The following is a 23,327-nucleotide window of genomic DNA, read 5'->3' as shown; positions in this document are numbered from 1 at the left end:
GGGTTCCTTGCTTCCTTGACATACCTTAAAACACGAACCAGAGTTCGGTTCATGTTTTCCACGGGGGCACCATCACGACGGACCAACAGCACGCTCGGCGCGGACTTCCACCGGCTCTGGGCCTCGGTCACCATCTCCAGCCTCGGCGACGGCATGCGGTTCGTCGCCCTGCCGCTGCTCGCGACCGGCCTCACCACCGACCCGCGCCGGGTCGCCGCCGTCGCCATGGCGGAGCAACTCCCGTTCTTCCTCCTCGCGTTGTTCGCCGGCGCGCTGGCCGACCGGCTCGACCGCCGCCGCATCCTCTGGCTGGTCGACGCCGTCCGCACCGTCCTGGTCGGCGCCCTCGCGCTGGCCGTGGCCGCCCACGCCGTCACCATCCCGCTCCTGATCGCCGCCGGCTTCCTGCTCGGCTGCGGCCAGACCCTCTACAACGGCGGCTGGTCGGGCATGGTCCCCACCATCGTCGCGCCGGCCGACCTCACCCGCGCCAACTCCCGCATCCAGGCCGCTGCCCTGATCACCGACACCCTGCTCGGCACCCCGCTGGGCGCCGTCCTCTTCGGCCTCGCCGCCGCCCTGCCCTTCGCCGTCGACTCCGCCTCCTTCGCCGCCGCAGCCCTCCTCGCCTTCCTCCTCCGCGGCGACTTCAGGCCTTCGACCCGCACCACCACCTCCTCCTCCCCCATCCGCTCCCTGCGCGGGGACGTCGCCGACGGCGTGCGCTGGCTCTGGCAGCACCACGCCCTGCGCCGCCTCTGCCTGCTCTCCGGCCTCGCCAATCTGGTGGGCGCCGGCCTGACGGCCGTGCTGGTCCTCTACGCCCACCAGGCCCTCGAGCTCAGCGACTTGGGCTTCGCCCTGCTGGTCGCCTCCTTCGCCCTGGGCGGCGTCACCGGCGCCCTGCTCACCCCGCGCCTGACCGGCCGCCTCGGCGTGGGGCGGCTGCTCCGCGGCACCGTCCTGACCACCGCCGCAGCCGCCGCCCTCCTCGGCTGGACCCACTCCGGCCTGTTCGCCGCCGGCGGCATCGCCCTCTACGGCGCGGCCAGCATCTCCTGGGGCATCGCCACCGTCTCGCTCCGCCAACGCCTGGTCCCCACCGCCCTGTTGGGACGCGTCACGATGGCCCACCAGATGGTCTACGGCGCCGGCCTCACCCTCGGCGCCGCCATCGCCGGCTTCCTCGCCTCCGCGGGCGGCATCCGCCTCCCCTTCTACGCGGGCGCCCTCCTGCTCGCCGTGATCGCCCTCGTCCCCACCCGCATCCCGTCGACCCCCACCCCCGCTCCGGCCACTTCCCCCTCCCCGGCTCCGGCCGCCGCCGAGGAGCCCGCATGACTTCTCGAAAAACCTCCCCGGCCACCCCGCCCAACGGCCCCATCACGCCCCTCGAACCACCCCCTCGCCGCCCCACGCCCCTCCCCGCCCCTGGCGGGCGCACCGCCCGCTCCCCGCCCGCCGGCCACCCCTTCGAGCCCTTCGCCCCACCCCTCCTGACCTGGCTTTTCTCCCCCAACACCCCTACCATCGAGCAGAGTTGAAAGGGGGCCGAATGGACCGGACCGCACGCACAGGACGTCCTCACACTCCTGGACGGGCTCTCGGGCTGTTTCCACCACCTCCCCCCACACCGCCGCATCAGCTACCTCGCCCTCCTCCACCGCGCCCTACGCCCCGGCGGCCACCTCGCCCTCACCACCTTCGCCGCCGGCCCCGACGGCATGGGCACCGAACTCCCCGACGCCACCTTGTACTCCACCCACACCCTCCACGGCGGCCTCGCCTACACCCCCACGTCCCTCCGCCACATCTTCGCCGACCTCACCGAACTCTCCCTCCGCCGCATGCACCAACTCCCGCCGGATTCGCCCTACTTCGGCGTACCGTTCCTCTGGACGGCCCTCTTCCGCCGGGACTGAAGCAGCACCCAGATACCGTGCACCCATGAACAGCACCACCTCCTGGGACAGCACCCAGGTGCACGCCCGCGTCGCCGCCCTCGCCCAGGGCGACCCGGAGCAGCGGCGCTTCGGCTCGTCCCACCACGGCTACCTGCTCCGACCACCCCTGCCGGAAGGAACACTCCGTTCGTTCGAGCAAGGACACGGCATCACCCTCCCCCCGTCCTTCCGCAGCTTCCTCGAGGACGTCGCCGACGGAGGGGCAGGCCCGTACTACGGGATCGTGGGCCTCACCGAGGAGGTGGACGAGGAGGAGGCCCTGCACGACCTTCGGGCAGATGGGCTCCGCGCCGACTTCCTCTCCACCCCGTTCCCGCACACCGAAGCATGCCCCGGGCCGGGCAAGGGCGGAACGGACCGCTACTCGGTGACGGGGACCTTGGTCATCGGAGAGATCGGCTGCGGCACGTTCTCACGGCTGGTGGTCACCGGAGCGCACGCCGGCCAGGTCTGGATCGACGACCAGATCTGGGCCGGGCTGATGCCCGGACCCGACTTCCGTGACTGGTACGAGGCGTGGCTGGCCGCAGCCTGAGCGGTCCCCCTTCGCCGGGCGGAGAACAGGATCGAGTTCCGCCGGGCGATCGGCCGACGGATCAGCTCACAACCACCAGTCGGACCACAACTCTCGCCTGGTGAAAACGTGTTGGACGCTAGATCAGACCCGCCCCTAGATTCGGAGCATACCGACCCGGGGGTGCCTCAATGGGGTTCGTCAAGGTAATCGGGCTGCGTCCGAGCGCGCTGGCCGAAGCCCTTCGGGCGGCTCGGTGGACCACCGCGCTGACCAGCTGCCTCCGATCGAGAACTCCCGTGCCGCCCCGGCCGACAGGTGCGAGGATGCACCGACACGAACGTTCGATCGGGGGGGAACATTGAACGGCCGCTTCACCGCGGGCCGCCGCGCCGGGGCGGTCCTGCTCATGACAGCGCTGGCGGGCGCCTGCAGCTCACCCACACCGCAGCCGCCCGCCCCGTCGCCGCCGAGCCAGCCGTCGGCGACGGCCCCTGCCGTCCGGTATCAGGTGTTCGCCAACCCGGCCGCTGTCTACGTGAAGCCGGACGACTGGGCCCTGGCCAGGGCGCTCGCCTACCAGCCCAAGGACGCACTCTCACCGCTGACGGCCGATCAGCTGATGGTGCTCGACGGCACCGGCACCGGGCACGTGGACGCCGCCTGGATGCCGGACAGCGGCCGGGTCTGCCTGCTCTCTGCCTTCCGCAACTCCGCCGACTCCGGCAGCATGGCCTACGAGTCGAGCAGTTGCGTCGACGTCCCGGCGCGGTCGCCGGCCGACGCGCCTTCGATCGTCTACGGCCCCCGGTACCTGGGCCTGAGCGACGCCCATGGCTCGGAGTGGTTCGAGATCGTGGCGGGCGCCCGCGAGCCGCTCGAACTCCGGGGCAGCTACCCCCGGATCGGCCCACTGAACCAGCGGACTGCCACGGCCACGAACGGCGTCACCTACACCATTGCCCACTACAACTGGGGCACGGCAGCCACCCAGTCCCCCGTCATAGAGCCGCCGGACCTCCAGCCTCCCCAGCTCTGCACGGCCTCGGGCGCCCTCTGCCAAGATGCCTTGACCTACCGGTAGTCCGCGACGGGGGCCTGCGGGGTCAGCTCCGCGAGGACCAGAGAAGGCGGCCCGCCCAGCCCTGCCGGTCGCTCGTTGGAGGCGGGCGCCTCCGGGGGTATCCCGGAAGCAGGTCGGCCGGGGTCAGGATTCGACCGTGATGTGGACGGGTGTCAGGTCGGCACGGTACTGGACAGCGGGCCAGTAGCCCGCCATGAAGTAGTGGTGCTCCGGCTCCTCGAAGTGAAGCTCGAAGTCTCCCGAGCGGTAAACGACCAGGGCCTGCGGCACCATCAACTCAGGGAAGCGGGACTGCTCTTCGGCGGTCTCGTCGCCCTCGGCGAACGCGGACCAGATGAAAGCGGTGCCTTCGCGGTGGATGCGTTCGAGCTCGGACGCCAGGTGGTGTGCGTGGGGCAGCAGGTCGGTGACCTTCTCCGGGCCGGCGCTGTCGAAGTGGAGCTCCAGCTGCCGTTCTGCTGCCGGGGAGGAGAGTTGGAGGGTGTGGGGCGGTGTCGGATCGACCGGGAGTCGGCCCGTTGCGAGGAAGGCTTCCTCGAGGTGCTGCTCGTACCGAGGGTTGTACTCCTCGGCGATCACCTTGTAGGGGGTACTGAATTGCCGTGGAGTGCCGGTGACGGACCGTCCGTCGGTGCTGGTGAGGGTGAAGTGTCCGCCGTCGTGAGTGATCTGTCGTAGACGGAAGGAGCGTGGTAGCCGGACGAACGCAGTGCTGCCGGGGAGGTCGACCATTGCCGTCTGGGTGCCATCGGTGGACGTGGTCCGGACCGTGAACACGCTGGACAACTCGGGTGCGACGCACAGCAGGTCGTCCGGGCCGAGGATGTCTGTCAGCTGCTCCGGGGCGCCAATCAGTGCGGCTGCGATGATCCGACTGTTGGGCATGGCTTGGCTCCCCCGATCCGTTCCGACTGGTCCGGGTCACCGTAGTGCGGCGGTCCGACATGACGAAGGGGGCGTCGGGGCGACTGAAGTGGCGGTGCTGGTGATGCACTTGGCCACTGGTCGGTCCCGGACGCCCCCGGTCGGGTTCAGCTGCGGGCGGTGGTGACGGCCGTCCCGAGGGCCTCCTTGATGCGGGGGCCCAGGCGGGAGAAGCCGAGCTCCTTCATCGCCGCGCGGAGCAACTCGTCGTCCGTGCGGGTGATTTCGTCACTGTCGATCCAGCGGACGAGGGCAGTCAGCTCGTCGGCGCTGTACGCGGTGACCGGACGGCCCGGGGTGAGGTCGGGCTTCGCGGGACGGTTCGAGGAGTCGGCGGCGGCAGCGGGCTCCTCGACGGGGGCGGCCTCCGGCTCGGCGAGCTCCTCTGCCGACGGCTCGGCCTCGACGGTCGCCTCGGGCTCGTCCTGGGCCGGAAGTTCGGCCTCCGCGGGAGCGGCTTCCGGGGCCGGCTCCAGCTCGGTGAGCTCCTCGGCGGCCACGGCGGGTTCGACCTCGGACTCGGCGTCGGCGTCGGCGTCGGCGTCGGCGTCGGCGGGCTCCGGCTCGGCCGACAGCTCGGCAGCAGCGCCAGGCTCAACGGCGGCCTCGGGGGCAGCGGCCGACTCGACGGTCTCCACGGGCGCGGCGTCTGCTTCGAGCTCGACGGCTGCAACCTGCTCCGTCTCGGGCTCGTCCGTCGGCTCGGCAGCAGCTTCGGCATCGGCTTCGGCGGCGGCGGAAACGGCCTCCGCGGTCGGCTCGAGCTCGGACTCGGCGTCGACAGCCGCTGCAGCATCGGGCTCGACTGCGGCAACCGGGTCAGCCTCGACCTCGGCGACCGCCTCGACCTCGGGCTCAGCCACCGGCTCGGCCTCGGCAATCGGCTGGACCTCCGCCTCGACCTCGGCCTCTGCCTGCAGTTCCTCGGTCGAAAGCTCAGTCACGGCCACCGGCTCCGCCGCGAGTTCGCGGGCGAGTTCGGCTGCGGCCACGGCCACGGCTTCCATCTCGGCGGCGATCTCCGCAGTCGGCTCGGCCGGAGCATCGGTGACGGCCTCGTCCGTCGGCTCAGCGGGCTCCGCCGAAACCTCATCCGTCGGCTCGGTGAGCTCCTCGGCGGCCACGGCGGGTTCGACCCCTTCCGCCGGAGCTTCCGAAGCCTCCGGGGTCTCCGGAGCTTCCGGGGCCTCGGCCACCAGCTCGACGGCTTCCTCCGCCGGAGCAGCAACCTCTGCCGCCGGCGCAGCGGTCTCATCCGCCACCTCGGGGGCCTCCGCCGCGGGCTCGACGGGCTCCGCCGGCTCCGCCACTGCCGCCGGCTCGGCGGCGCGGGGCTCGGGGACGAGGGTGGGGTGTTCGCGGTCGTAGGTGGTGAGGGCGAGGTCTCGGGTGGCCTGGCGGGTGGTCAGGTCTTCGAGGAGGGGGGTGAGGTGGTGGGTGGTGAGAGTGGTGCGGAGGGTGCGGAGGGTGGGGAGGCGGTAGAGGGTGCCCTCGTCGGCGGCGAGGCGGTCGACGAGGTCGGTGAGGTCGGCGAGGGGGAGGGTTTCGAGGGCGTGGCCGGGGAGGAGGCCCTCCAGGGCGCGGGCGGCCTGGGTAAGGGCATCGACGGCCTGGGCCACCTCGGTGAGGCGGGCCGGGTCGGTGGGGGCGGCGGGGCGGACGGTGCCGCCGAGGGTGGTCCAGGCGGAGCGTTCGGTGGCGGCGGAGGAGAGGGCCTCGTGCAGCTCGGCCCGCTTGACGCCCTTGGTGAGGGCCAGCGAACGGGCCTGGGCGACCAGGCTGCGGCGGCGCAGCCAGGAGAGGCGGACGCCGCGCTCCTTGCGCCAGCGCGAGTCGGCGGTGGCGGCGGCCAAGGTCTCCAGGTCGGCCTCGTACGCCTCGCTGCGCAGCTTGCCGGTGGTGCCCTGCACCCGGAGCAGCACCTTGGCGATCAGCCCGAGCGCGAGCAGCGTGTCGGGCTCGGCGAAGGTGCCCTCGGGGGCGAGGTCGAGGACGGCGGCCCGGGTCGCGGCCAGGTCGCCGCCGCGGAGTTCGGCGAGCAGGGTGGAGGCGGAGCGGGCGTCCTCGGGGGTGGTGATGGTCTCGGTGGCGGCGTACCAGGGGCTGGTCTCCGCGCTGAGGGTGAAGCCGCCGAGTTCGGCGTAGCGGGCGAGGGCCTCGCGGGGGCCCAGGGTGGTGGCGTCGGAGCCGTCGGCCGGGTCGACTGCCTCGGGGCCGGATTCGGGCAGGTAGCTCACTGTCATGGGGAAGTCCGCTTCGTGGCAGGAATGGCAGGGATGGCAGGGATGGCGGGAGGCAGGCGGGCGGGGTGGCGGCGACCGCCGGGCCGTCCGCCCCGGTGCGGGGTGGACGGCTGAGTCGGACGCCCAGGATACGGGTGGGCGTTCGAGGGGTGCACGCACCCGGTCGGCTGTCTCGCGCCGTGGCGTGAGGGAATGGTGAGGACTGGGGCGGTCATGGGCGGGGACGGTGGGGGTGGTCGTCGAGCAGGTGGCCCACCTCGTGGAGCGTCACCGGCGCGAGGTACTCCCGCACCAGCGCGCGCCGCCACCACGCGCCGGTGGTGCGCAACTCCCGCCAGTCCGTGAACCGGTAGCGGTAGAGCCGTGCGCGGACCCGCTCGGGCGGGCCGTGCGGGAAGGGGTTGTGGCGCAGCAACCGCAGCGTGTCCGGGTCGTTGACCAGCAGCCGGGCGGCCAGGCCGGTGAACCAGGGGCGGGCGTAGGACGGGGAGATCCCGGCGAACCACATCAGCCAGTCCAGCCGCAGGTGGTACGGCGCGTACTGCCGGGGCATTCGGTGCAGTTCGCCGGGTTTGCCCCGGAAGCCGTACTCCTGCCAGTGGCCGGCCCGCTCCCCCTCGATCACGACTTCGAGCCGCATCCGGTTGACCGAGCCGAAGGCGCCATACGCGTTGACCAGGTGCAGCGGGTTGTACGAACGGTTCATCTGCTGGCGGCGGCTGAGCAGGTTCCGGGCCGGCCGGTAGCTCAGGTACGCGACCAGGGCGGTGACCGCCCAGGCCAGGACGCCGAACCAGAGCGGGGTGGGGCGCGGGAGCGAACCGGCCGGGGCGCGGCCCGGGAGGGTGGCGGCGGCGAGGGCGATGGTGAGCCAGTTGAGCCAGGCGAAGTTGCCGGAGGCGACCAGCCAGAGCTGGGTGGTGATCATCGCGAGGGCGGCCCAGCCGGCCACCGGCTGCGGGGTGAAGAGGAGGAAGGGGACGAGGAGTTGGACGAAGTGGTTGGCGGCCACCTCGATCCGGTGCAGCAGGGCGGGCAGGTGGTGGAAGAACCAGCTGAGCGGGCCGGGCATCGGCTGGGTCTCGTGGTGGAAGCGGGTGCAGGTGAGGCGGCGCCAGCAGGCGTCGCCCCGGATCTTGATCATGCCGGCGCCGAACTCGACCCGGAAGACCAGCCAGCGCAGCAGCCAGAGCACCGGCCAGGGCGGCGCCACCTGCCCGTTGCCCAGGAAGACCATCAGAGAACCGGCCTCCAGCAGCAGCGACTCCCAGCCGAAGGCGTACCAGGTCTGCCCGACGTTGACGATCGAGAGGTAGAGCACCCAGAGCACCGCCCAGAGTGCCATCGCCCCACCCAGCGGCAGGAGTTCGGCCGCGCCCGCGAGCACGGCGGCGGCCAGCAGCACGCCGGTCCAGGCGAGCGCCGCGAACGCCCGGTCCGAGTAGTGCAGGTGGAACAGGCTGGGGGCCTGCCGGGGGCGGACCCGGGCCAGGAAGCGCGGCACCGGGAGCAGCCCGTGGGCGCCGATCAGCGCGCGGAACTGCCGGGCTGCGGCCAGGAATCCGAGCAGGTAGACGGCGGCCACCAGGCGCTGGCAGAGCAGCCGGCCGAGCCAGTAGTCGGGCGCCGCGATCCACTCCATCGCCCCAGGGTGCACCCGCCGGCGGGCCCGGTGCGCCCACCGACCGCGGCGCGGCGCGAAGTTCACGCGACTGGCGAGCAGCGGAGCGGCGCGCACCCGTACCCGGTGGGCCGTCGAACCCACCGCCGAGGTGGGGCGCACGGAGCCCGTGCTCCGGAAAGGCGGGCCCCGGCCCTCGCGCTCCGGGGGCAGGTGTGGTGGCATACGCCTTGCAGGGCCGTGTACAGGAGCAACCTCGGGAGAGACAGATGACAGCAGCCTCCGGACCCTCCACCTCGCAGGCCCCCGACCTACGCAAGGCCGACGACCCGGCCCAGGTCTCCCGGGTGGCCTGGGCCGCCCTCGGTGTGGTCTACGTGGTCTGGGGCTCGACCTACCTGGCGATCCGGGTGACGGTGGAGACGGTGCCGCCGATGACCTCCGCCGCGATCCGCTTCCTCTGCGCGGGCCTGCTGCTGGCCGTGGTACTGAGCCTGCGCCAGGGCCCGAAGGCGCTCGCGGTCACCGGCCGCCAGCTGGGCTCGGCGGCCCTGGTCGGGCTGATGCTGCTGGTCGGCGGCAACGGGCTGGTGGTCTTCGCCGAGCGGTCGGTGCCCTCGGGGCTGGCCGCGCTGCTGGTCGCGGCGGTGCCGCTCTGGGTGGTGCTGCTGCGCCGGGCCACCGGCCACCGCACCCCGGCCGCCACCCTGGCGGGCGTGCTGGTCGGCCTGGTCGGGCTCGGCGTGCTGACCGTGCCGGGCCTGCGCGGCGAGGTGCGCCTCGGCGGGATGCTCACGGTGATCGGGGCCACCGTGCTCTGGTCCTCGGGCTCCTTCCTGGCCGCCCGGCTGCCGATGCCGGGCAACGCCCTGGTGGCCAGCGTGTACGAGATGCTCGCGGGCGGCCTCGGCGCGCTCGTGCTGGCCGCCGTCCGGGGCGAGCTCACCGGCTTCGAGCCGAGCACCGTCTCCACCGCCTCCTGGCTGGCCCTCGGCTACCTGGTGCTGTTCGGCTCGCTGCTCGCCTTCACCGCGTACGCCTGGCTGCTCCAGCACGCCCCGCTGCCGCTGGTGGCCACCTACGCGTACGTGAACCCGGTGGTGGCGGTCTTCCTCGGCTGGCTGATCCTGGCCGAACCGCTGACCTGGCCGGTGCTGCTGGGCGGTGCGATCGTGGTGGCCGGGGTCTGCCTGGTGGTGCGGACCGAACGCTGACGGTGCACGGAAGGGGAGGGGTCCGATGGAGCACGTCCCGTTCGAACAGCAGGAGCTCGGCGAGGCCGGCCAGGTGACGGCGCCCGACGGCTCGACGGTGCGGCCGCTGCTGGCGCTGCCCGGGCTCGGTGGGCTGGCCCGGTTCGAGCTGGCCCCGGGGGCCGTCTCGCGGGCGGTCTCGCACGCCACCGTGCAGGAGATCTGGCACGTCGTCCAGGGTTCGGGGTGGATGTGGCGGTGTCAGGACGGGCACCAGGAGCAGACCGAACTGCGCCCCGGGGTGACCCTCACGGTCCCGCTGGGCACGGCCTTCCAGTTCCGCGCCGATCCGGGCGGGCGCGCACTGCACGTGCTGGCCGTGACCATGCCGCCCTGGCCGGGCACCGACAGCGAGGCCCGGCCGGAGACCGGCCCCTGGCTGCCCACCACCGGCCGGGGATTCGGTTCGTAGTCGCACGGCATCGGCACGCCTTGTCGTACACGTCTTGAAGAGTTGTCAATCTCACAGCCCGACTTGCGTCTTCGAAGCGGTAATGATCTTCGGGTTTCACAACGACTTGGGTGATTTCTCCGAGTTGGTGTTTTAATTCTTGACGCCAAGTCGGTGGGGCGGCTTGACTCCCTCCCCTCAGCCGCAAAGCCGCGGCGCTGTCAGGGAGGCACCACCCACCATGAACGCGATCCTCCGTCGCACCCTCGTCGGCACCACCGCCGTGTCACTGGCACTGGCACTGGCCGCCTGCGGGTCGAGCGACGGCTCCCCGAGTGCCTCGGCCACGGGGGCCAAGACCATCGGCCTGCTGCTGCCGGAGAAGGCCTCGTCCAACCGGTACGAGGCCTTCGACAAGCCGCTGATCACCGACTCGATCATGGGCCTGTGCTCCCGCTGCTCCGTGGACTACGCCAACGCCAACGGCGAGGAGTCCACCCAGAAGGAACAGTTCGAGGCGCTGCTGACCAAGGGCGTCAAGGTGATCCTGCTCGACCCGGTCAACGCCAAGAACACCGCCGCCTGGGTCGACGAGGCCAACCGCCAGGGCGCCAAGGTGATCGCGTACGACCGGCTGGCCGCGGGCAACGTGGCCGCGTACGTCTCCTTCGACAACGAGCGCACCGGCGAGCTCCAGGGCACCGCGCTGACCGACGCGATAGGCCCCAAGGCCAAGGACGCCCAGATCGTGATGATCAACGGCGCCGAGGCCGACCCGAACGCCGCCGCCTTCAAGGCCGGCGCGCACCAGACGCTGGACGGCAAGGTCAAGGCGATCGGCTACGAGCAGTCCGGCGAGTGGCAGCCCACCCTGGCCGCCCAGAAGATGAACGAGGCCATCCGCAGCCTCGGCAAGGACAACATCCAGGGCGTCTACTCGGCCAACGACGGCATGGCCGCCGCGATCGTGGACGCCATGCACGCCGCCGGGATGAAGAACGTCCCGATCGGCGGCCAGGACGCCTCGCTGGACGCGATCAAGCGCATTCTCACCGGCGACCAGTCCTACACCATCTACAAGCCGTACAAGCCGGAGGCCGACGCCGCCGCCGACATCGCGGTGTACCTGCTCAAGGGCCTGGACGTCGCCTCGGTGGCCCGGGGCAACATCCAGAGCGGCGACCAGCAGATCCCCTCGATGCTGCTGACCCCGATCGTGGTGACCAAGCAGAACGTCGCCTCCACCATCGTCGGCGGCGGGCTCTACAAGGCCGCCGACATCTGCACCCCCGAGGTGGCCGCCGCCTGCCAGGACGCCGGCGTGCACTGACCGGAGGCCTCCTCAGGCCCGGGCGCGCTGGGTGACGGCGATGCAGGCGAGCACCGCCAGCGCCGTCAGCGGCGCGGCCGGGCCGAGCGGCTCGCCGAGCAGCAGCACCGCCCAGGCCAGGGTGAGCAGCGGCTGACCGAGCTGGTACTGGCTGGCCCGGGGCACCCCGATCCGGGCCATGCCCCGGTACCAGAGCACGAATCCGCCGAACTGCGAGACCAACCCCTGGTAGGCGAGGCCCGTGACTGCGTGCCACCCCAGGTGCACCGGTTCGGTGGCCAGCGCCCAGACGGCCGTGGGCAGCAGCACCGGCAGCGCCAGCAGCACGCCCCAGGCGATCACCTGCCAGCCCGGCAGCTCCCGGGCCAGCCGCCCGCCCTCGGCGTAGCCCACCGAGCAGACCAGCAGGGCCGCGAACAGGTAGAGGTCCGCCCGCGAGAACGCGCCGTGGCTCTGACCCAGCGTGAAGGCCAGCACCACCGCCGCCCCGGCCAGCGCGGCGAACCAGAACGCCCGGGCCGGGCGGGCCCCCGTGCGCAGCGCGCCGACCACGGCCGTGGCCAGCGGCAGCAGCCCGATCACCACGGCCGAGTGGGCGGTGGAGGAGGTGCGCAGCGCGAGCGTGGTGAGCAGCGGGAACCCCAGCACGCAGCCGACCGCCACGGCCAGCAGGCCGGGCCACTGACGGCGGGTGGGCAGCGGGGCGCGGGCGGCGCGCAGGCAGATCGCGGCGGCGACGGCGGCGATCAGGCCGCGCAGGGCGGTGGCCGTCCAGGGGCCGAAGCCCTGGAGCGTCCAGACCGTGGCGGGGAAGCTGAACGAGAAGGCGAGCACGGCCAGGGCGGCGGTGGAGCCGCCGACCGCTACCGAGACCGGACGGATAGCGCTATCTTGTGCTGTCATGAACGAGCGTAGCAGTGGGGCCGAACTCGCCGCCATCCTCCGCAGCGAACTCGACCGCTACCCGGTCGGCGGCCGGTTGCCCTCGAGTCGGGCGTTGATGGAGCGTCACCAGGTGAGCCCGGTGACGGTCTCCCGGGCCATCGCCCAGCTGGTCGCCGAGGGCGCCGTGGTCTCCCGGCCCGGCGCCGGGGTCTTCCGCACCGCGCCCCCACGACCCCCGGCCGCCACCGCCGACCTCTCCTGGCAGGAGGTGGCGCTCAGCGCCGAGGCCGGGCAGCCCCCCGCCCGCTCCACCGACCCCTCCGGCGTGCTCGGCGCGCTCACCGTGCAGCCGCCGGACGTGATCGACCTGAACAGCGGCTACCTGCACTCCTCGCTTCAACCCGAACGCGCCCTCTCCGCCGCACTCGCCCGGGCCGGCCGCCGCCCCGGCGCCTGGGAGCGCCCGCCGGTGGACGGCCTGGCCGAGCTGCGGGCCTGGTTCGCCCGCGACATCGGCGGCTCCCTCACCACCTCCGAGGTGCTGGTCTCGGCCGGCGGCCAGAGCGCCCTCACCACCGCCCTGCGCTCGCTCGCCGCCCCGGGCGCCCCCGTCCTGGTCGAGTCCCCCACCTACCCCGGCACCCTGGCCGTGGCCCGGGCGGCCGGCCTGCGGCCCGTCCCCGTGCCGATGGACACCGAGGGCATCCGCACCGACCTGCTCGCCGACGCCTTCGGCGCCACCCGGGCCCGCGTCCTGGTCTGCCAGCCGCTGTTCCAGAACCCGACCGGGGCCGTGCTCTCCCCCGCGCGAAGGCGCGAGGTGCTGGCCATCGCCCGGGCCGCCGGCGCCTTCGTGGTCGAGGACGACTTCGCCCGCTTCCTCGGCCACGCCGACGCCCCGCCGCTGCCGGCCCCGCTCGCCGCCGACGACCCCGACGGCGTGGTGGTGCACGTCCGCTCGCTCACCAAGCCCACCTCCCCGAGCCTGCGGGTCGGCGCCCTCACCGCCCGCGGCCCCGCCCTGCAGCGCCTGCGCGCCGTCCAGTCCACCGACAGCTTCTTCGTCCCCCGCCCCCTCCAGGAGACCGCCCTCGAACTGGTCGGCTCCCCCGTCTGGCCCCGCCACCTGCGCGAACTCTCCGCCGCCCTGAGGGAGCGCCGCACCGCCGCCGCCACCGCCCTCGCCCCCACCGGCCTCCTCCCGGCCCACCTCCCCCACGGGGGCTACCACCTCTGGCTCCGCCTCCCCGACGGCACCGACGACCGCTACGCCGTGGCCGAAGCCCTCCGCCACGGCGTCGCCCTCACCCCCGGCCGCCCCTACTTCGCCGCAGAGCCCTCCGGGGCTTTCGTCCGCCTGAGCTACGTTGCCGCCCCGACCACGACCCAGGTCGTGGAAGGAGTGGGGCGGTATTTCCAGGGGCGCGGGGAAGTGGGGTGGTTTCTAGCGGTCGTTGCAACACGTGGTTGGTTGTCTAGGCCGTGTGGAGTTTATGCAGGCGCTCGGCTGGGGTGTCCCAGTCGAGCGTTTTGCGTGGGCGGCCGTTGAGTTGGGCGGCGACGGCGGCCAGGTGTTCGGGGCTGTGGACGGACAGGTCGGTGCCCTTGGGGAAGTACTGGCGGAGCAGGCCGTTGGTGTTCTCGTTGGAGCCGCGCTGCCAGGGGCTGGCGGGGTCGCAGAAGTAGACCGGGACGTCGGTGGCGATCGTGAAGTCGGCGTGCCGGGCCATCTCGGCGCCCTGGTCCCAGGCCAGGGACCGCCTGAGGTGGGCGGGCAGGGTCTGGACGGTCGCCACGAGGGCGTCGCGGACCTGTTCGGCGCCGCGGCCGGCCGGGAGGTGCAGGAGCATGACGTAGCGGGTGGCGCGCTCGACCAGGGTGCCGATCGCCGAGGCGCCGTCCTTGCCGATGATCAGGTCGCCCTCCCAGTGGCCGGGGACGGCCCGGTCGTCCGCCTCCGCGGGGCGTTCGCTGATCATGACCATGGGGTGGGCGAAGCGGGGGCGGCGGGTGGCGGCCTGCCGGTGCGGGATCCGCCGGGCCCGGCCGGTGCGCAGGGCGGCGGCGACCTCGCGGCGCAACTCGCCCCGGCCCTGGAGGTAGAGGGTCTGGTAGACGGTTTCGACAGCCACGTGCATCTCCGGCCGGTCGGGGAAGGTTTCCCGTAGAGCCTGGCAGATCTGCTCCGGGCTCCACCTCAGGTCCAGGAGGTGCTGGATGAAGTCCCGCAGCTCGGGAGTCTGCCCGATCTTGCGCGGTTTGGGGCGGGGCCGGCGGGCGTTCGCGCGGGCCTGGGCCGCGTGCGGGCGGTAGGCGCCGCTGACCGGGTGGGCGTTGCGGGTGATCTCCCGGCTGACGGTGGACGGGCTGCGGCCGAGTTCCGCGGCGATTGCCCGGACGGTGGCCTTCTCCCGCAGCCGGTCGGCGATGTGGATCCGTTCCGCCTCGGTCAGGAACCGTGACCGCCCTGCCGGCCCGGTCGGCGGCGCCGGCTTCCCGTCGAGGTCGAGGGGAGCCGGCGCCGTGCGCTGGGTGCCGGTCGGCTTGCGCCCGTTACGCCACTTCTGGCCGGTCCTGCGGTCGACGCCGACGATCCGGCATGCCTCGGTGTTGCTCACGCCCTGCTGCACGAGCCGGGAGTATGCCGCCCGCTCCCGCAGCAGCTTCCGCCGACCCTGCGGTCTGCGGTTGCCACGGATCTCGAAGTCCATCGCATCCCCTGAACTGGGGTGTTGCAACGACTCCTAGAACCCAAGGTGGTCTTTCAGGGGCGCGGGGAACTGCGCGAAATCGGAAGCAGCGGAGTCGTCGCCTGACGCTCATGGCCAGGTGCACCCCGATCGGATAGTGCAACCGGGTCACAGTGCGTCCCGTGCGACAGAGTGCATGGCCGGGCGCGCCGTTCCCCGCGCCCCTGGAGGAGAGTGCAACCTAGCCGTATGCCTGAGTTGCCGGAAGTAGAAGCCCTGGCCGAGCGGATGGCGGAGCTCTGCGCCGGGCGGGTCCTGGCCCGCGTCGACGTGCTCTCGTTCCAGGTGCTCAAGACCTTCGACCCGCCGGTCACGGCCCTGCACGGGCAGGCGATCCGGGCCGTCGGCCGGCACGGGAAGTTCCTCGACCTGGTCACGGCCGACGGGCTCCACCTGGTGCTGCACCTGGCCCGCGCCGGGTGGATCCGCCACCACGCGAGCTTCCCGGCCCGGAGTCAGCCGCTCAAGGCCGGCCGCGGGCCCCTCGCGCTGCGCCTGCACCTGGACGACGGCTCGGGCTTCGACGTCACCGAGCAGGGCACCACCAAGCGCCTCGCCGCGTACGTGGTCACCGACCCCCACCAGGTGCCCGGCATCGAGAAGCTCGGCGCCGACCCGCTCGGCCTCACCATCGAGCAGCTCACCGCCCTCACCGCCGGAGTCCGCCGTCGGCTCAAGACCCTCCTCACCGACCAGACGGTCCTGGCCGGGATCGGCAACGCCTACTCGGACGAGATCCTGCACGCCGCCCGGCTCTCCCCGTACGCCCTGGCGGCCGGCCTGACGCCCGAACAGCTGGCCGCCCTGCACGCCGCGATCCGCGCCACCCTCGGGGCCGCCCTCGACCGGGCCCGGGCCGGGGCCGCCGCCGACACGCTCAAATCGGACAAGAAGAGCGCGATGGCCGTGCACGGCCGCGAGGGCCTGCCCTGCCCGGTCTGCGGGGAGACCGTCCGCTCGGTCAACTTCGCCGACTCCTCGCTCCAGTACTGCCCGCACTGCCAGACCGGCGGCCGGGTGCTGGCCGACCGCCGCCTCTCCCGGTTGCTGAAGTAGGACGGCAGCTTCACAACTCGTCAGTAGTTTTTCCTTGTCATGTCACCTCGAATCCGCTCGGATGGCCCATGCTGCTGCACGGCAGCCGCCCTCCGTGGCGCCGAGCTGACACCTCGACAGGAGACTCCCTTGACCGTCCGCCGTACCGTCGCCGCCGCTCTGCTGGCCGTGGCCGCCGCCGCCTTCGCCCTGCCCACCCAGCAGGCGACCGCGAGCGGGGCCGGGCAGCTGCCGTTCGCCTCGGCCACCACCGTCGGGCTGCACAACACCTACGACCCGGCCGCCTTCGGCTACCTCGCGCAGGCGCTGGACACCGGCACCAGCATGGTCGAGCTGGACGCGTGGACCGACATCGTGACCAAGGAGTGGAAGGTCAGCCACTCCAACCCGCTGGGCAACAGCAACAACTGCGTCAATGCGAGCAGCGCCGCGCAGCTCTACTCGGGCGGGGCCAACAAGGACCTGGAGAGCTGCTTCGACGACCTGCGGGTCTGGCTCGACGCGCACCCGCAATCCGGGCCGCTGGTGGTCAAGTTGGAGCTGAAGGCGGGCTTCTCGGCCAACAACGGGATGGGGCCGGACCAGCTGGACGCGCTGATCGCCGCCCACCTGGGCAGCCGGGTCTTCCGCCCGGCCGATCTCCTGGCCAAGCCCGGCGGCGGCTCGTACCCGACCCTGGACGCGGCGGCCCAGGCGGGCAACTGGCCGAGTCGGCAGGCGCTTTCGGGCCGGGTGCTGGTGGACGTGATACCCGGCACGGTGGAGGAGAACAACCCCTTCGACACCCTGCACACCGACGTCGAGTACTCCCGGCACCTGCGCGACCTGGTGGCGGCCGGCAAGGCGGGCCAGGCCCAAGTCTTCCCGGTGGTGCACAACGCCGCCGCCGGCGACCCCCGCACCGCGTACTCCGACTCGACCATCCGCCCGTGGTTCGTGGTCTTCGACGGTGACGCCTCCGCCTACCTGGGCGGCGGGATCGACACCTCCTGGTACGACGCCCGGCACTACCTGCTGGTGATGACGGACGCCCAGAACGTGGCCCCCGCGATCAGCGCCACCGACCCGACGGCCGATCAGGCCCAGGCCCGCACCACCCAGTTGGCCGCCGCCCACGCGAGCATCGTCTCCAGCGACTGGCGCCACCTGCCGAGCGTCCAGCAGCTGGTGCTGCCGCGCGGCTGACCCGCGAACGACACGGGCGCGGAGGGGAGTTGTCCCCTCCGCGCCTGCTCACCTCGGCGAACCGCTCAGAACGAACGGATCAGCACGAACCCATCAGAACGAAGTGGTCAGCGTGACGCCGCTGAAGCCGGACTTCGCGTACAGGCTGATGTAGGTGTAGCCAGCCGGCGGGTTCTTGATGGTGAGCGACTCGGTGTTGCCGGTGCGCACCGAGGCGGTGCTGTAGTTGCTGGTGGTGGCCCAGCCGTTGTTGCTGTAGTACAGGTCCGCGTTGCCGGTGCCGCCCGAGGTGTTGATCTTCAGGGTGGAGACGCCGGAGGGCAGCAGCACGTAGAAGTACTTGTAGTTGCCCGTGGTGGCCGAGAGGCCGCTGCGGGCGCAGTTCTTGCCGAGCACCCGGGTGTCGGGGTCGCTGCACTCGGGGGTGCCCGCCACGGTGACGGTCTGGGTGGCCGAGGCGGTGGCGCCCTGGTTGTCGGTCACCGTGAGCTTGACCGTGTAGCTGCCCGACTTCGCGTAGGAGTGGGCCGGGTTGGCGGCGGTGGAGGTCGTGCCGTCACCGAAGTCCCAGGCGCGGGAGGCGATGGTGCCGTCCGCGTCCTTGGAGGCGTCGGTGAAGTTGACGTTCAGACCGCTCACCACGGCGGCGATGGCGGCCGTCGGCGGCTGGTTGGTCTGGCCGAGGGTGCCGCAGTCGCCCTGGTTGCACTTGGCCAGGTAGGCGGCGAAGTCGGCGTCGTAGCGGGTGCCGATGGTGGTGTTGAACAGCGCCTGCGCCGCCGCCCAGTTGCCGACCCGGAAGTAGCCGAGCATGGTGTCCACGTCGGCTCGGTGCGACTGGAGCATGTAACGGACGGCCAGGTAGCCCCAGTTGTAGATCCGGGTCTGGTCGGCGTTGTCGTAGGTGGTGCCGAACAGGGTGCTCAGCTTGTAGGTGTTCAGGCCCGCCTGGGTGATCGCGTCGTCGTAGCGGACGTTGCGGTAGGCGTAGGACTCGTACTCCGCGAAGCCCTCGATCCACCAGACGGTCGGGGTCGAGGTGCCGGCCGCGAAGTTGCCGTACATGTCGTAGCGGCCGTCGAGGTAGTGGGTGTACTCGTGGTTGAGGTTCCAGATCGAGAAGTCCGGCACCCACTCGGCGTGGTAGCAGACGAAGAGCGGCTGGTTGGTCTTGTCGGCCGGGTTCCCCTCCATGTACATACCACCGTTGTCGGTGCTCATGTCGAAGATGATGCCGGCGTACTTCTTGTAGTCCGCCGAGGAGTTGAACACCGCGAGCTTCATCGCGGAGTTGTAGTCGTCCGCGACCGGGCCCTTGTCCTTCACGATGTTGTGGAAGAACGCGTCCTCACCGGTCAGGCTGGAGCAACTGGCCGCGAGCTGGTCGGAGTTCATCGACTGCGCGAGGATCGTGATGCTCGGGCTGCAGACGTAGGTGATGGTCAGCACCTTGGCCTTGAGGTCGGCCGGCAGGGTGCAGACGCCGTAGTACGAGCAGTTCGCCTGGTCGTTGTAGTACGCCTGGCTGGCCGCGTTGACCCAGAGGGTGGAGCTCGCCCCGTCGATCGAGGAGCGGTTCAGCACGTCCTTGACCAGCGGCTGAACGGTGCTCAGCAGCTCGGGGTGCTGGAGGAAACGGCCCAGCTCCAGACCGGAGTTGGAGGCCAGGTAGTCGTTGGAGGTGCCCAGCAGCGCGCTGTTGGTGAAGGCGAAGTCGTGCAGCGCCGTCAGCACGCTCGGGTCGGCCTGGACGGCGGGCAGGAAGTCCGCGTTCTGGTGGCCGCGCCAGAGCACGGTGTACACGTTGTTGAGCGAGAGCAGCATCGAGTACGAGCTGTTCCAGGAGCTGTTGTAGCCCGCCAGCTGGCGCTTGACCACGTACAGGTAGCGGGCGTTCTCCTGGGCGCTGTCGATCAGCGTGACGGCCTCGGCGAGGGTCGCGCCATTGGCCTCGGTGACGTCCTTGGAGTGGGCGTTGGCGAAGAACGCGTCCAGGCCGCCGCGGATGGCGGTCTGCAGGGCGCTGCCGTACGCGCCCACGTCGTCCTTGTCGTACCACTGCACGAAGTAGCCGGCCCGCAGGAAGAGCACCAGCTGGCCGACGGAGGTGGAGTCGTCACCGGGGTAGCTCACCGAGGCGTCCCGCAGTGCATTGGCGGCGGCCACCATCTGGGACTCCTGGAACACCGCGTGGCCGTCCGAACCCTTCAGCGTGAAGAGGGAGTTGATGCAGTCGAGGCTCGACGCGGTGATCTGCTGCACCAGCGCGGAGCCGCTGCGGCTGCCGAAGTCGGCGGCGGTGCAGGAGGCGGCGGCCGCGGCGGCCAGGCCACGGGTGGCCTGCTTGGCGGCCTGCTTCGCGGCCAACTGCTGCTGCACCGGGGCCTGCTGCGGGGCGCGCTGCTTGGCGGAGCCGGCCTTGCCGGCGGCGGGCGCCTCGTCGGCGGCGGCCTGCGCGGCCACCGTGCCGGTGGCGGGCTGCGGCGCCAGGCCCGGACGGGCCGTGGGGGTCGGCGCCTTGGGGCCGCCGGACGGGGCGGCGGTGCGGGCCTGGGCGGCGGGCGCGAACAGGCCGAAACCAAGACAGCAGGCCAGGAGTGCGATCAGCACTCTGGCGAAATCATGCCGCTTGAGGGCGGATTTCATGTGGGGGGCCTCCCGGCCGGTCTGCGGCTGCGTTAGGGGCGCAGCCTGGAGGTGCGGACCGTGTCCGAAGCGGCAACCGGGCAGTTGGGGGCCCGGCTGTCGTGCACACGGTGGGGAGTGTGACATGTACCATTGCATACATCACATGGCCGCGAAAGAGGCCCGGCAGATACTTTTCACCCCAGTGACACCAGGCTGACACTCCGTCATGATCAACCGGGTGGCCCCTCCCGATAGGGTGGACGGCTCCCAGCCGTCTGCCGCCCCAGGAGCCCCACCGTGCCCGGTCGCCTCCCCGCCCGCCTGCCCGAGCCCCCGTACTACGCCGCCATCCTCACCTCACTGCGCAACGGCGAGGGTGCCGAGGAGTACGCCGCCGTCGCCGTCCGGATGCGCGAACTGGCCGAGCAGCAGCCCGGCTTCCTCGCCGTGGAGGGCGCCCGGGACGCCGAGGGCTTCGGCATCTCGGTCTCCTACTGGCGCGACGCCGAATCCGTCGCCGCCTGGCGCGACCACGCCGAGCACACCCTGACCCGCGAGTTCAGCCGCGTCAACTGGTACGAGGCCCTCGCCGTCCACGTGGCCCGGGTCGAGCGGGCGTACCGGGTCACCCCCGAGGGCATCGAGCACCACGGCTAGCGCAAGGTCACCGGCCTTGCCCCTGGACCGCCGCCTCCAGTGCCTGCAGGGCCGCCAGCCAGCGGGCGGGCAGGCCCTCGGCGGCCGGGAGGGCGGCGTCGGTGAGGAAGGTGGTGGTCAGGCTGCCGCCGTGGACGGTCCAGCCGACGAAGAGCGGCTGGCCCGGCACCGAGACCGGCAGCGGCAGCACGGCCCGCACCGGGGTGCCCAGGCAGGCCAGGCCGCGACGGAACCGCACGTCGGCCAGGGTGAGCGGGGTGCGGCGCGGGTCGATGCTCCGGTCCAGGCTGAGCCGGCCGCACCAGTAGGGCATCCGCTGGTACAACACCCGGTGCCGACGGCCCAGTTCGGCGAACCGGGCGAAGGTCACCCGCTCCCGCAGCCGCGCCAGCGCGGCCAGCGGGTCGGCCTCGCCGCAGGGCAGCTCGACCCCGGCCACCCCGCTGCAGTTGCCGAGCAGGCGGTACGGGTCCTCCGCCGGGCGGACGCTCACCGCGAGGGTGGCCCGCAGGCCGGCCGACGGAGTGGACCAGTCGGCCGGGTGCCAGGCGCGCAGGGCGCTGGTGAGCACCGCGAGGCAGAGCTGGTTGAGGTTGGCCCCGGTGGCCCGGCCCAGGCGGTGCAGCCGGGACAGCTCCACGGTGACCGGGTGGGCCGAGCGCCGTCCGCTGAGCGGGGTGGCCAGGGCCGACCAGGGCGTGCTCCGGCGCGGCGGCGGCAGCAACTCGCGGAGCAGGTCCGCGTCCCAGCGCGGCGGCCGATCCGCGCCGCCCGCGCCGGCCCGGCGGGCCGGGCCGACCGGCCCGAACAGCGCCTCGACCGTCTCGGCGGCGGCCAGCCCGTCCTGGAAGGCGTGGTGGGCGCGGTAGCCGATCGCGTACCCGCCCGGGCGCCGCAGCAGGCTGACCGACCAGAGCGGCCGGTCACGCGGGAGCACCTGGTCGAGGGTGGCCGCGAGCGCGGCGGCCGGGCTCGGGTCGGTCAGCGGCGGCAGCCGGTAGAGCTGCCGCCCGAGCTCGAAGCCCGGATCGGGCCGCCAGGCCGGCGGGCGCCCTGGGTCGAGCCGCAGGGCCAGCTCGGGCAGCGCCGCCACCCTCGGGGCCAGGAAGCTCCGCAACTCGGCCAGCCGGGGCGGCGGTCCGTCCAGCAGCAGGGTGAAGCCCAGGTGCATGGCCGGGTCCGGCGCCCGCCGGGCCAGGTCGAGCACCAGCCGGTCCTGGGTGCCGAGCGGCCGCCCGGGCGCCGGGGCCACGGGCGGCCGGGCCGGGACGGTACCGACGAGGTCGGCCGGGGACGGGCCGGGCGGAGTGGTGCGAGCCGGGTCGGCCGGGCGGGGGGCGGAGTCGAGGGCCACGGGGTCTCCCGGTCAGGCCGAGGCGAGGACCAGGGCGGCGTTCTGCCCGCCGAAGCCCGCCGAGGTGGAGAGCGCGACCGGGATGGCGAGCGGCTGCGCCGTGGTGAGGAGGTCGAGTCCGGTGTCGGGGGTGGTGAGGTTGGCCGTGGGCGGGGCCAGGGCGGCCTCGATCGCGAGCACGGTGAGCGCCGCCTCGACCGCGCCCGCCGCGCCGAGCAGGTGGCCGGTGACGGCCTTGGTCGCGCTCACCACCGGCCGGTGCGGCAGGAGCCGGGCCAGCACCTCGGCCTCGGCCCGGTCGCCCAGCGGGGTGCCGGTACCGTGCGCGTTGACGTGTGCCACCTCGCCGGGTGCCACCCCGGCGTCGGCCAACGCGCCCTCCAGGCAGGCCCGCAGACCCACCCCGAGCGGGTCGGGCTTCACCACGTGGTGGGCGTCCGAGGAGAGCCCGTAGCCGAGCAGCCGGGCCCGTGGCCGGGCACCCCGGGCCCGGGCGTCCGCCGTCCGTTCCAGCACCAGCACCCCCGCGCCCTCGCCGATCACGAACCCGTCCCGCTCCGCGTCGAACGGCCGCAGCGCGCCCGCCGGGTCGTGGTACCGGCGGGAGAGCGCGCCCACCCGGTCGAAGCCCGCGTAGTAGTACGGCGTCAGGGCCGCGTCGGCCCCGCCCGTCACCACCAGGTCGCAGCGGTCGAGTCGGAGCAGGTCCAGGGCCAGGCCGATCGCCGTCGCCCCGGCCGCGCAGGCCGTGTTGACGGTGAACGAAGGCCCGGTGACGCCGAGTTCGATCGCCAGCTGGGCGGAGAGCGAGTTGCCCAGGGTGCTCGGGAAGGCCAGCGCCGAGAGGCTGCGGGTGCCGCCGGCCAGCAGGCTGCGGTGCTCGCCCTCGTAGGTGGCCACCCCGGCCAGCCCCGATCCCAGCACCACGCCCACCCGAGCCCCGTCCCACTCGGCCGGGTCCAACCCCGCGTCAGCCAGCGCCTCTTGGGCGGCGAGCAGGGCGAAGGCGGTGGCCCGGTCGGGCTTGCGGGCCCGGGCCCGGCCCAGCCGGGCCGGGTCGAAGGCCGGGGCCCGGCAGGCCAGTCGCGGGCTCCCGCCCTCACTGCCGACCAACTCGGCCGTGGGCAGGCCCTTGCAGACCTGGCCCCAGGTGGCGGCGGCCCCGTCGCCCGCCGGGGTGTAGAGCCCCAGGCCGGTGACACAGACCTCGGCCGGGCTCACGGCGCCACCACCGCCGACCGGCCGCGCTCCGCCAGGAGTTCGGCCAACTCGCCGAGGGTGGCCGTGCCGTGCACCTCCTCCTCGGTCACCCGCAGGCCGTGGTCGCGCTCCAGCACCAGCACCAGCTCGGCCGTGGCCAGCGAGTCGAGCCCGGCCTCCTCCCGGACGGCCTCGGGCACCAGCGCCTCCTCCGGCGCGCCGAGCTCCAGCAGTACGGCCTTCAGCTCCTCGAACGACATGGTCCTTGCTCCCTAGGGTGGTGGGCGG

The 23,327-nt window shown here is 72.8% G+C and carries 20 protein-coding genes and 1 pseudogene; 12 read left to right on the top strand and 9 right to left on the bottom strand.

What is annotated here, in order from left to right:
* The first annotated feature begins 51 nt into the window (after positions 1 to 51).
* The 5 genes and pseudogenes from CFP65_RS30590 (at position 52) to CFP65_RS30575 (ending at position 3,562) form a co-directional block, all read left to right on the top strand.
* Positions 52 to 1,341 (top strand): MFS transporter, encoded by a 1,290-nt coding sequence (locus CFP65_RS30590; RefSeq protein WP_104819216.1) that lies wholly within the window; start codon positions 52 to 54, stop codon positions 1,339 to 1,341.
* Positions 1,338 to 1,544 (top strand): hypothetical protein, encoded by a 207-nt coding sequence (locus CFP65_RS39325; protein ID WP_158702439.1) that lies wholly within the window; start codon positions 1,338 to 1,340, stop codon positions 1,542 to 1,544. Before CFP65_RS30590 ends, CFP65_RS39325 begins: the two co-directional genes overlap by 4 nt.
* 60 nt (positions 1,545 to 1,604) lie before the next feature.
* Positions 1,605 to 1,922, top strand: a pseudogene (locus tag CFP65_RS30585) (SAM-dependent methyltransferase); the annotation flags it as partial.
* Between the two features lie 25 nt (positions 1,923 to 1,947).
* Positions 1,948 to 2,499, top strand: a complete 552-nt coding sequence (locus tag CFP65_RS30580; RefSeq protein WP_104819215.1) for an SMI1/KNR4 family protein — start codon at positions 1,948 to 1,950, stop codon at positions 2,497 to 2,499.
* Between the two features lie 490 nt (positions 2,500 to 2,989).
* Entirely contained in the window at positions 2,990 to 3,562 is a 573-nt protein-coding gene (locus CFP65_RS30575) for a hypothetical protein (protein WP_158702438.1), read from the top strand.
* Positions 3,563 to 3,685: 123 nt separating this feature from the next.
* Here the strand turns inward: CFP65_RS30575 and CFP65_RS30570 are convergent, their stop codons facing one another.
* From CFP65_RS30570 to CFP65_RS30560, 3 genes are all read right to left on the bottom strand, one after another.
* Entirely contained in the window at positions 3,686 to 4,447 is a 762-nt protein-coding gene (locus CFP65_RS30570) for a hypothetical protein (RefSeq protein WP_104819213.1), read from the bottom strand.
* Between the two features lie 146 nt (positions 4,448 to 4,593).
* Positions 4,594 to 6,729 (bottom strand): hypothetical protein, encoded by a 2,136-nt coding sequence (locus tag CFP65_RS42220; protein WP_158702437.1) that lies wholly within the window; start codon positions 6,727 to 6,729, stop codon positions 4,594 to 4,596.
* Between the two features lie 211 nt (positions 6,730 to 6,940).
* Entirely contained in the window at positions 6,941 to 8,371 is a 1,431-nt protein-coding gene (locus tag CFP65_RS30560) for a lipase maturation factor family protein (protein ID WP_104821237.1), read from the bottom strand.
* Positions 8,372 to 8,619: 248 nt separating this feature from the next.
* Here CFP65_RS30560 and CFP65_RS30555 point away from each other — a divergent pair, with 248 nt between their 5' ends.
* From CFP65_RS30555 to CFP65_RS30545, 3 genes are all read left to right on the top strand, one after another.
* Entirely contained in the window at positions 8,620 to 9,564 is a 945-nt protein-coding gene (locus tag CFP65_RS30555; protein WP_104819212.1) for an EamA family transporter, read from the top strand.
* Positions 9,565 to 9,589: 25 nt separating this feature from the next.
* Entirely contained in the window at positions 9,590 to 10,015 is a 426-nt protein-coding gene (locus CFP65_RS30550; RefSeq protein WP_104819211.1) for a cupin domain-containing protein, read from the top strand.
* A gap of 220 nt (positions 10,016 to 10,235) precedes the next feature.
* The gene (locus tag CFP65_RS30545) at positions 10,236 to 11,324 is read left to right on the top strand and encodes a sugar ABC transporter substrate-binding protein (protein WP_104819210.1); all 1,089 of its coding nucleotides are present in this window, start codon (positions 10,236 to 10,238) and stop codon (positions 11,322 to 11,324) included.
* A 12-nt stretch (positions 11,325 to 11,336) separates the two neighbouring features.
* On the opposite strand, the gene CFP65_RS30540 is transcribed toward CFP65_RS30545, so the two are convergent.
* Entirely contained in the window at positions 11,337 to 12,227 is an 891-nt protein-coding gene (locus CFP65_RS30540) for a DMT family transporter (RefSeq protein WP_104819209.1), read from the bottom strand.
* On the opposite strand from CFP65_RS30540, the gene CFP65_RS30535 reads away from it, so the two are divergent.
* Positions 12,226 to 13,758: a PLP-dependent aminotransferase family protein gene (locus tag CFP65_RS30535; protein WP_104819208.1), complete on the top strand. Its 1,533-nt coding sequence runs from the start codon at positions 12,226 to 12,228 to the stop codon at positions 13,756 to 13,758. The two genes, CFP65_RS30540 and CFP65_RS30535, sit on opposite strands and share 2 nt — an antisense overlap.
* Here CFP65_RS30535 and CFP65_RS30530 read toward each other — a convergent pair.
* The gene (locus CFP65_RS30530) at positions 13,685 to 14,827 is read right to left on the bottom strand and encodes an IS30 family transposase (protein ID WP_371682514.1); all 1,143 of its coding nucleotides are present in this window, start codon (positions 14,825 to 14,827) and stop codon (positions 13,685 to 13,687) included. The two genes, CFP65_RS30535 and CFP65_RS30530, sit on opposite strands and share 74 nt — an antisense overlap.
* A 321-nt stretch (positions 14,828 to 15,148) precedes the next feature.
* Between CFP65_RS30530 and CFP65_RS30525 the strand changes: the two genes are divergently transcribed.
* Both CFP65_RS30525 and CFP65_RS30520 read left to right on the top strand, forming a co-directional pair.
* Entirely contained in the window at positions 15,149 to 16,015 is an 867-nt protein-coding gene (locus tag CFP65_RS30525; RefSeq protein ID WP_104819207.1) for an Fpg/Nei family DNA glycosylase, read from the top strand.
* Between the two features lie 129 nt (positions 16,016 to 16,144).
* On the top strand, positions 16,145 to 17,200 hold the full coding sequence (locus tag CFP65_RS30520) for a phosphatidylinositol-specific phospholipase C domain-containing protein (protein WP_168219641.1): 1,056 nt from the start codon (positions 16,145 to 16,147) through the stop codon (positions 17,198 to 17,200).
* A 93-nt stretch (positions 17,201 to 17,293) separates the two neighbouring features.
* Here the strand turns inward: CFP65_RS30520 and CFP65_RS30515 are convergent, their stop codons facing one another.
* Positions 17,294 to 19,810: a collagenase gene (locus CFP65_RS30515; protein ID WP_254552648.1), complete on the bottom strand. Its 2,517-nt coding sequence runs from the start codon at positions 19,808 to 19,810 to the stop codon at positions 17,294 to 17,296.
* 315 nt (positions 19,811 to 20,125) lie between these two features.
* On the opposite strand from CFP65_RS30515, the gene CFP65_RS30510 reads away from it, so the two are divergent.
* Positions 20,126 to 20,485, top strand: a complete 360-nt coding sequence (locus CFP65_RS30510) for an antibiotic biosynthesis monooxygenase (protein WP_104819205.1) — start codon at positions 20,126 to 20,128, stop codon at positions 20,483 to 20,485.
* Between the two features lie 7 nt (positions 20,486 to 20,492).
* Here the strand turns inward: CFP65_RS30510 and CFP65_RS30505 are convergent, their stop codons facing one another.
* Genes CFP65_RS30505 through CFP65_RS30495 form a run of 3 tightly spaced genes read right to left on the bottom strand, consistent with a single transcriptional unit; the run spans position 20,493 to position 23,299 of the window.
* On the bottom strand, positions 20,493 to 21,839 hold the full coding sequence (locus CFP65_RS30505) for a wax ester/triacylglycerol synthase domain-containing protein (protein ID WP_158702436.1): 1,347 nt from the start codon (positions 21,837 to 21,839) through the stop codon (positions 20,493 to 20,495).
* Positions 21,840 to 21,851: 12 nt separating this feature from the next.
* Positions 21,852 to 23,060: a beta-ketoacyl synthase gene (locus CFP65_RS30500; RefSeq protein ID WP_104819204.1), complete on the bottom strand. Its 1,209-nt coding sequence runs from the start codon at positions 23,058 to 23,060 to the stop codon at positions 21,852 to 21,854.
* On the bottom strand, positions 23,057 to 23,299 hold the full coding sequence (locus CFP65_RS30495) for an acyl carrier protein (RefSeq protein WP_104819203.1): 243 nt from the start codon (positions 23,297 to 23,299) through the stop codon (positions 23,057 to 23,059). The genes CFP65_RS30500 and CFP65_RS30495 overlap by 4 nt, the downstream gene beginning before the upstream one ends.
* Between the last annotated feature and the right edge of the window lie 28 nt (positions 23,300 to 23,327).

Source organism: Kitasatospora sp. MMS16-BH015, from assembly GCF_002943525.1.
In the GTDB taxonomy this organism is placed as follows: Bacteria; Actinomycetota; Actinomycetes; order Streptomycetales; family Streptomycetaceae; genus Kitasatospora.
Note: the sequence above shows the minus strand (reverse complement) of the source record. Positions and strands in the feature narration are given on the sequence as shown.